A 7635-nucleotide genomic window follows, 5' to 3' on the forward strand; every position below is an offset into this window, starting at 1 on the left:
AGATGTGGTTCATGATGGCCGTACCTCAGCGGGCAGCCGCTGCTGGCGTTCCCGCGCCCGTTCGAAAGCCCCCCGGTCGTGGAAGATCAGCTCGCGGCTGGTGTCGCCGAGGGACTCGAGGAACATCGGGCTCTGCAACAAGCCGGGGTGCTGGGTGAGCAAGGTCGGCTTGATGGGGGCGGGCTCTTTCATGTCCCGGTACAGCACCGCCGCGGCATCCCGGCACCGCCCGATGGCATTCTCGAACTCGGGAGGCATGTCGGTGATATCGGGGGGCATGCGAGCTTCGTCCATAGCGGCAAAACGGTGGATGAAGGCTCGGGATTCTAGCAGATTGACTCGGGTTGGTTCTCCGATAAGGAAGTCACTGATGCTTTCCTGTGGTTTTACGCCCAGCAGATAGCAGCGCCAGGCATTTATCCACGGAAGCCGATACACTGTAACCAGGGTGGGTCGTGATGTTCGTGCATCGGCCCCATCGGCCGCAGGAGTGCAAGAGGGGATGGGGCGCGGGGTGAAGCAGGCGCAGCGACGCATCGCGACACTGGCCATGATGGGCATCCTGGCCACCGGCGCTCTGGTAGGAGCGAGCATCGCCGTGCCGCTCTTCCATGCCACCCGCGATGGGCTGGAAACCGCCACCCGGATCGGCGTCGAGGCCGAGGCGGACATGCTGGATCGTCAACTGCAGCATTTCCGTGAGCTGGCTCGCCTGTTCACCAGCCGCACCGAGGTTCGTCGTCGCCTGGAGGCCTATGCCGCAGGCGAACTCGATCGTGCCTCGCTGGTGGCCTACAGCCTCCCTCGCCTGCGCGATGCCATGAGCGAGTCTGACGAGGTCGTCGGCCTGGTACGCCTGGGCCCCGCGGGGGAGCCGCTGTTGTCCCTCGGCCGCACGCCGCTGTCATTGCACGAATCGCCACTCGGTGAGGGCGAACCGAGCCGCGCGGTGCGGTTGACACGCGCGGGCGAGGCGCCGGTGCTGGAGGTCGCGGCGCCGATCATCGCCGCAAGCGGTGAGCTCATCGGTACCGATCTGCTCTACTTCCGGGTGGACGCCCTGATGGCGTTGCTGACCGATGCGGGTGGCATCGGAGCCGAGGCGAGCCAGTATCTGGTGGAGCTGGAGAGCGGGACCCTGCTGGGCAGCGACGACGGAGGGACGCCCCTGGCCAGGGAGCCGGATGCGCTGGAGCGGACCCGGGTGCAGGCCCTGGCCACGGGGCGGCCCGGGTTCGACAGGACCGGCATGGGCGATGGCGAACAGGTGTTGATCGGTGTGCCCCTGGCGACGCCCGGCTGGGGGTTGCTGGTGGAGCTGCCGGCCGGGAGCGTCTATGCCGAGGCCTTCAGGGTGTTGTACTGGCCGCTGCTGGCGACCCTGATCATGATGCTGCTGGGGGCCCTGGTCACGGCCCGGGTGCTCAAGCCGTTGCTGTCGCGCATCGACGAGCAGGCCCGGCGCCTCGAGGAATCGGCCCATTATGACGCGCTGACCCGGCTGCCCAATCGTTTCCATCTCGGCCAGCGGCTCGAGTCGGCTTTGCGGGTGGCGGCGGCGGAGCGATCCCGGCTCGCCGTGCTGTTCCTCGACCTGGACCACTTCAAGGGCGTCAACGACAGCCTCGGCCATCCCCTGGGCGACCGCCTGCTGCGAGCGGTGGGCGATCGGCTGTTGCGAGTGCTTCGCGACCGGGATCAACTGGGGCGCCTGGGTGGCGACGAGTTCCTGGTGGTGATCGAGCGCCTGGCCTCCCCCGAGGACGCCGAGCGCGTCGCGAGCCAGCTGATCGACGCCCTGGTGAAACCCTTCGAGGTCGAGGACCACGAGATCTTCATCGGTGCCTCCATCGGCATCAGCCTGTTTCCCGAGGACGGCACGACCAGCGAGGCGCTGATCCGCAATGCCGATACCGCCATGTATCGGGCCAAGGCCCTCAAGCGTAACACCTGGCAGCGCTATACCGCGGCGATGGGGGCGCAGAGCCGGGAGCGTTTCGACCTCGAGGTGGGGTTGCGCCGCGCGCTCGAGCGCAACGAGCTGCAGCTCTACTTCCAGCCCCAGGCCTTCGTCGACGGTGGCCGGGTGTTCGGGGCCGAGGCGCTGATCCGCTGGGTCTCGCCGGAGGGCGAGACGATCATGCCGGAGCGTTTCATCCCGCTGGCCGAGGAGTCCGGGCTGAGTCATGCCCTGGGGCGCTGGGTGCTTGGCGAGGCGTGCCGTCATGCACGTCACTGGGAGCTGAACGGGCTTGACCTGCAGGTGGCGGTCAACCTCTCGGGGGCCCAGGTGGTTCACGGCGATGTCGTCGGCGACGTGCGCCGGGCGCTGGGGGAGAGCGGCCTGCCGCCGGAACGCCTGGAGCTGGAGATCACCGAGGGGTTCCTGATCAGCCATGCCGACGAGGGCATCGGCGTGCTGCACGAGTTGCGTGCGCTGGGCGTGATGCTGGCGGTGGACGACTTCGGCACCGGGTATTCGTCGCTGGCCTATCTCAAGCGTCTGCCCGTGCAGCGGCTGAAGATCGACCAGTCCTTCGTGCGCGACGTGCCCGGAGACGCGAGCGACGAGATCATCGTGGCCGCCATCCTGTCCATGGCCGGCCGGCTCGGGCTCGAGGTGGTCGCCGAGGGTGTCGAGCTCCCGAGGCAGCTCGACTTCCTCGCCGGCCTGGGCTGCGAGCGGTATCAGGGCTTCCTGCTGAGCCACCCCGTGCCCGCCGATGTGTTCGATCGCCGCTGGGGTGGCGGTGCCAAGCTTTGCGCCCCCGTTCCCAGCCGGTAGAATGACATGTCTATACCCATGATCGGCGTGGCCAGCGGGACTTCCGGGCGGCGTCGTCCTTCGAGTCCGGCTGCCAGCCAGCCCAGCTGCAAGGATTCCGCGCTGCATGAGCTATCAGGTTCTGGCCCGCAAGTGGCGGCCGCGTACCTTCCATGAACTGGTCGGCCAGGAGCACGTCCAGCGTGCGCTGGTCAATGCCCTGGACCAGGGACGCCTGCACCACGCCTATCTGTTCACCGGCACCCGTGGGGTGGGCAAGACCACCCTCGCGCGCATCCTCGCCAAGTGCCTGAACTGCACGGCGAAGGGGGCCGGTGACGAGGGTGTCACCTCGACCCCCTGCGGCGAGTGCGACAGCTGCCGGGCCATCGACGAGGGGCGCTTCGTCGACCTGATCGAGGTCGACGCCGCCTCGCGCACCAAGGTGGAGGATACCCGCGAGCTGCTCGACAACGTGCAGTACGCGCCGACCCAGGGGCGCTACAAGGTGTACCTCATCGACGAGGTGCACATGCTCTCCACCCACAGCTTCAATGCGCTGCTCAAGACCCTGGAAGAGCCGCCGCCCCACGTGAAGTTCCTGCTCGCCACCACCGACCCGCAGAAGCTGCCGGTCACGGTGCTGTCGCGTTGCCTGCAGTTCACCCTCAAGAACATGGCGCCGGAGCGCATCGTCGAGTACCTGACCCGGGTCCTCGAGGCCGAGTCGGTACCCTGCGACGAGAGCGCCCTGTGGCTGCTGGGCAAGGCCGCCGACGGCTCCATGCGCGACGCCCTGAGCCTCACCGACCAGGCCATCGCCTTCGGCCAGGGGCAGGTGCGACACGCCGACGTGGCGGCCATGCTGGGTACCCTGGATCACCGTCATGTGCTGGCCCTGCTCGAGGCGCTGGCCGAGGTGGACGCCGGGCGCGTCCTCGCCGAGGTCGCAGCGCTGGCCGAGCAGGGGCCCGACTTCGCCGCGGTGCTCGACGACGTCACCGGCGTGCTGCACCGCCTGGCCATCGCCCAGATGGTGCCGGAGGCGCTGGACAACGGCCATGGTGACCGCGAGGCGCTGCTTCAGCTGGCCTCCCGCTTCACCGCCGAGGACGTGCAGCTCTACTACCAGATCGGCATCCAGGGGCGCGGCGACATGGCGCATGCTCCCGACCTGCGCATGGCCCTGGAGATGACCCTGCTGCGCATGCTCGCCTTTCGCCCCCAGGGCGTGCCGCGGCCGGCGAAGACGCCACTGCCGCTGCGGGGCGGCCCCGATGGCGAAGCCGACGAGACGCCCGCACAGGGTGCTCCGGCCACGACGCCGAGTGCGCCGCAGCCGGCCCCTGTCGCGGAGCAAGCACCTGCCACCGACGCCTCGCCGGCGCCGGCGTCCGCCTCGTCGCCGCCGCCGGTCGAGTCCGTCGTGCCGCCGAGCGAGGAGCCGCCGCCCTGGGAAGCGCGGGGCGCGGCCGAGGGGCCCGAGACCGACGCCGCCCCCGAGCCTGTCGACCCGGCCCCCCCGTTGCCGGACGCTCGTCCCGGGCCGGTGGCGGTATCCGATCCCGTCGCTGTGGTTCCCGAGCCCGCTGCCGTGACTCCCGGCCCCGCAGTTGCGGATCCCGACCCCGCGGTCGTGACGGCGACTCCTGACGGGTGCCTCGACCATGCCGGCTGGCTGGCTCGCTTCGAATCCCTGGGGCTCGGCGGCCTGACCCGCAACCTGGCGGCGAACTGCGTTGTCGAAACCGACGACGGCACACGGCTGTTGCTGCGGCTCGACCCGGCGCTCTCGGCGATGAACGCCGAGGTGCATGTGGCGCGCATCTCCCAGGCGCTGGCGGCCATCGGCATCGAGCGCCGTCTCATCATCGAGGAGGGCCCCCTGCCCGAGGGCATCGAGACCCCCCGGCTGCAGGCCGAGCGCCTGGCTGCCGAGCGCCATGCCGAGGCGGTTGAAGCACTCACCAACGACCCGCATGTACAACGATTGCAGCAGGCGTTCGGTGCACGCCTGATCGAATCCACGGTCAAGCCCGCCGATGCCGAGGCACGCGGTTGAGACGCCACGGCGACGACTTCAACACTACCAAGCGAGAGGAAACCCCCATGATGAAGGGTGGAATGGGCAACCTGATGAAGCAGGCCCAGGAGATGCAGGAGAAGATGCAGCGCGTTCAGGAAGAGGTCGCCAAGGCCGAGGTCCAGGGCGAAGCCGGTGCCGGCATGGTCAAGGTGACCATGAATGGCCGCCACGACGTCAGCAAGGTCGACATCGACGCGAGCATCATGGAAGAGGACAAGGAGCTGCTCGAGGATCTGCTGGCCGCCGCGGTGAACGACGCCGTGCGCAAGGTCGAGGCCAACTCCCGGGCCAAGATGGAAGAGGCGACGGCGGGGTTGAATTTGCCGCCGGGCTTCAAGATGCCGTTCTGATCTCTGCTGGAAAGGGCTTGCCATGAGCTTCTCCCCCCTGGTCGAGCGACTGATGGAGTCGCTGCGGGTGCTGCCCGGCGTCGGGCCCAAGACCGCTCAGCGCATGGCCATGCATCTGCTCGAACGCGACCGCGACGGGGGTCGACGCCTGGCCGAAGTGCTGGGCGTGGCGCTCGAGGAGGTCGGCTATTGTCGGCGCTGTCGCACTCTCACCGAGGAAGAGATCTGTACGCTCTGCGCAAGCCCGCGGCGCGACGACAGCGTGCTCTGTGTGGTCGAGTCGCCCGCCGACCAGCTGGCCATCGAGGAGGCCGGCGGCTATCGTGGCCGTTACTTCGTGCTGCACGGCCACCTCTCGCCGCTGGACGGCATCGGCCCCGAGGACATCGGCCTCGATCAGCTCGAGGGCCTGGTATCCGGGAGCGAGGCGGCCGAAGGAGGTGTCGAGGAGGTGATCCTCGCCACCAACCCCACCGTGGAGGGCGAGGCGACCGCCCACTATATCGCCTCCCAGCTTGCGCCCCGGGGCGTGAAGCTCTCGCGCCTGGCCTATGGCGTGCCCATGGGCGGTGAGCTCGAATACGTCGATGGCGGTACGCTGACGCGTGCCTTCAATGGTCGCCTGCCTTTCCAGAGCGACTGATCCCTTTTGCTCCCCTGCCTGCCGGATGCTGCATGCCCCTGACCCCCGAGATTCGCTGGATCGATACCCCCGACGCCCTGGACGCCGCCTGTGCCGAGGTGGCCGGAGCGGACGTGGTCGCGCTCGACACCGAGTTCTTCCGCGAGAACACCTTCCACCCGGTACCGGCGCTGATCCAGTTCTCCGCCGGTGGCGCGGCCTATCTCGTCGACCCGCTCGAGGTGGCGTGTACCGACGCCTTCCGGCGCCTGCTCTCCGAGGGGCCCCTCAAGCTGCTCCACGCCAGCAGCGAGGATCTCGAGGTCTTCGCCCACTGGGCCGGAGTACCGCCGACTCCGCTGGTCGACACCCAGCTCGCCCAGGGGCTGCTCGGCGAGGACCCCTCCATGGGCTACCAGCGGTTGGTGCAGCACTGGACCGGGGAAAGCCTGCCCAAGGACGAGACCCGCTCGAACTGGCTGCTGCGCCCGCTCAGCGACGCCCAACTGAGCTATGCCGCCCTGGACGTCGTCTATCTGGTGCAGGTGTGGGAGCACCAGCGCGAGTCGCTCGAGCGGCAGGGGCGCATGGCCTGGCTCGAGGCCGACGGCCGTGAGCTGGTCGCCCAGGCGACACGCAGCGATGCCGCCGATGGCCAATGGTACCTGCGCCATCGCCAGTTGTGGCGGCTCTCGCCGCGCCAGGCCGAGGCCTACCGCCGCTTGACCACCTGGCGTGAGGGGGAGGCTCGCCGCCGCGATGTCCCGCGGGGCTGGCTGGTCAATGATCGCCTGCTCTACGCCATCGCCGAGCGGCTGCCCGAGAACCGCTACGAGCTGGCCCGGATCGAGGGCATCAAGCCGCCGCTGGTCAAGCGCGAGGGCGATGAGCTGCTGACCCTGGTGCGTGAAGCGCTGCATGTCGACGAGCAGGCGTTGCCGCCGGCGATGCCCTCGCCGATGGCACCGGACTTCAAGAAGCGTCTCAAGGCTCTCAAGCGGGTGGTGAGCGCCGAGGCCGAGGCGCTGGGGCTGGCCCCCGAGGTGCTGATGCGGCGACGCGACCTGGAGGCGCTGGTGGCCGCCGACCTGGAGGGCGAACCGTTGCCGCTGCCCGGCGGCTGGCGTGGCGAACGACTGAATGCAGGCCTGACGGCCGCCCTGGATGAGGTGAATGACGGATGAGCGACGATCGGATGAAGGGCGACAAGTTGCTGTGCGAGGTGTTCAAGAGTCCGCGCCAGGAGGAGATGTATCTCTACGTGGACAAGCGTCATGGCCTGGCCGACGTCCCCGAGGCACTGCTCGCGCGCTTCGGCAAGCCGGTGTCGGCGATGACCCTGGTCCTCACCCCGGAGAAAGCACTGGGCCGGGCCAGGGCCGCCGACGTCATGGCGGCGATTCGCGACAAGGGCTTCTACCTGCAGATGCCGCCGGCCAAGGAGGAGTATCTGCTCGACCTCTATCGCACGCCCACCGAGGCGAAGTACTAGTTTATCGCGCCCGAACCCGCGCGAAGGGCGTTGATCTATCGCGCCCGAACCCGCGCGAAGGGCGTTTTGAGTGGGTTGCCAGCGTTGGGAGGCCCTAGGGGGTCAGACCCCGGCGGTGTCGAATCCGCTCGCTCAGTGCACGGTGACGGGCCGTAACTCGGCCGGGGTCTGACCCCATAGGGGCGTGACTCGGCGCCTTCCTAAGAAACCCGCTGCCTGACGGCTTGCACCGGCGCGAGTTCGAAGCCGAGTGACTTGGCGCGTCGCTGCAGGTTGCTCACCAGGCGTTGCCGGTAGCGCGCCTCGTAGTAGTCCACACCA

Annotated in this window: 7 protein-coding genes; 6 read left to right on the forward strand and 1 reads right to left on the reverse strand. The window is 68.7% G+C overall.

All coding sequences use genetic code 11. The features are described from left to right. Positions 1-9 precede the first annotated feature (9 nt). Positions 10-279 (reverse strand): hypothetical protein, encoded by a 270-nt coding sequence (locus AC5W54_RS20470; protein ID WP_495963947.1) that lies wholly within the window; start codon positions 277-279, stop codon positions 10-12. A gap of 223 nt (positions 280-502) precedes the next feature. Here AC5W54_RS20470 and AC5W54_RS20475 point away from each other — a divergent pair, with 223 nt between their 5' ends. The 6 genes from AC5W54_RS20475 (at position 503) to AC5W54_RS20500 (ending at position 7314) form a co-directional block, all read left to right on the forward strand. Further along, entirely contained in the window at positions 503-2785 is a 2283-nt protein-coding gene (locus AC5W54_RS20475; RefSeq protein ID WP_495963948.1) for a putative bifunctional diguanylate cyclase/phosphodiesterase, read from the forward strand. Positions 2786-2891: 106 nt separating this feature from the next. After that, positions 2892-4826 (forward strand): DNA polymerase III subunit gamma/tau, encoded by a 1935-nt coding sequence (gene dnaX, locus AC5W54_RS20480; RefSeq protein ID WP_495963949.1) that lies wholly within the window; start codon positions 2892-2894, stop codon positions 4824-4826. Between the two features lie 47 nt (positions 4827-4873). Beyond that, entirely contained in the window at positions 4874-5200 is a 327-nt protein-coding gene (locus AC5W54_RS20485) for a YbaB/EbfC family nucleoid-associated protein (RefSeq protein WP_495963950.1), read from the forward strand. 22 nt (positions 5201-5222) lie between these two features. Continuing rightward, a complete protein-coding gene (recR, locus tag AC5W54_RS20490) occupies positions 5223-5843 on the forward strand; it encodes a recombination mediator RecR (RefSeq protein WP_495963951.1) in 621 nt (206 codons plus the stop codon). Between the two features lie 32 nt (positions 5844-5875). Then, the gene (gene rnd, locus AC5W54_RS20495; protein ID WP_495963952.1) at positions 5876-7006 is read left to right on the forward strand and encodes a ribonuclease D; all 1131 of its coding nucleotides are present in this window, start codon (positions 5876-5878) and stop codon (positions 7004-7006) included. Next, the gene (locus AC5W54_RS20500) at positions 7003-7314 is read left to right on the forward strand and encodes a YcgL domain-containing protein (protein WP_495963953.1); all 312 of its coding nucleotides are present in this window, start codon (positions 7003-7005) and stop codon (positions 7312-7314) included. Before rnd ends, AC5W54_RS20500 begins: the two co-directional genes overlap by 4 nt. Positions 7315-7635: the final 321 nt, after the last annotated feature.

Source organism: Halomonas sp. LMYGS-3, from assembly GCF_059509875.1.

What these genes read in the sequence shown, in the direction of transcription:
- AC5W54_RS20470 (WP_495963947.1), bottom strand. Translation starts at nt 279, where the DNA reads ATGCCCCCCGATATCACCGACATGCCTCCCGAGTTCGAGAATGCCATC.
- AC5W54_RS20475 (WP_495963948.1), top strand. Translation starts at nt 503, where the DNA reads ATGGGGCGCGGGGTGAAGCAGGCGCAGCGACGCATCGCGACACTGGCC.
- dnaX (WP_495963949.1), top strand. Translation starts at nt 2,892, where the DNA reads ATGAGCTATCAGGTTCTGGCCCGCAAGTGGCGGCCGCGTACCTTCCAT.
- AC5W54_RS20485 (WP_495963950.1), top strand. Translation starts at nt 4,874, where the DNA reads ATGATGAAGGGTGGAATGGGCAACCTGATGAAGCAGGCCCAGGAGATG.
- recR (WP_495963951.1), top strand. Translation starts at nt 5,223, where the DNA reads ATGAGCTTCTCCCCCCTGGTCGAGCGACTGATGGAGTCGCTGCGGGTG.
- rnd (WP_495963952.1), top strand. Translation starts at nt 5,876, where the DNA reads ATGCCCCTGACCCCCGAGATTCGCTGGATCGATACCCCCGACGCCCTG.
- AC5W54_RS20500 (WP_495963953.1), top strand. Translation starts at nt 7,003, where the DNA reads ATGAGCGACGATCGGATGAAGGGCGACAAGTTGCTGTGCGAGGTGTTC.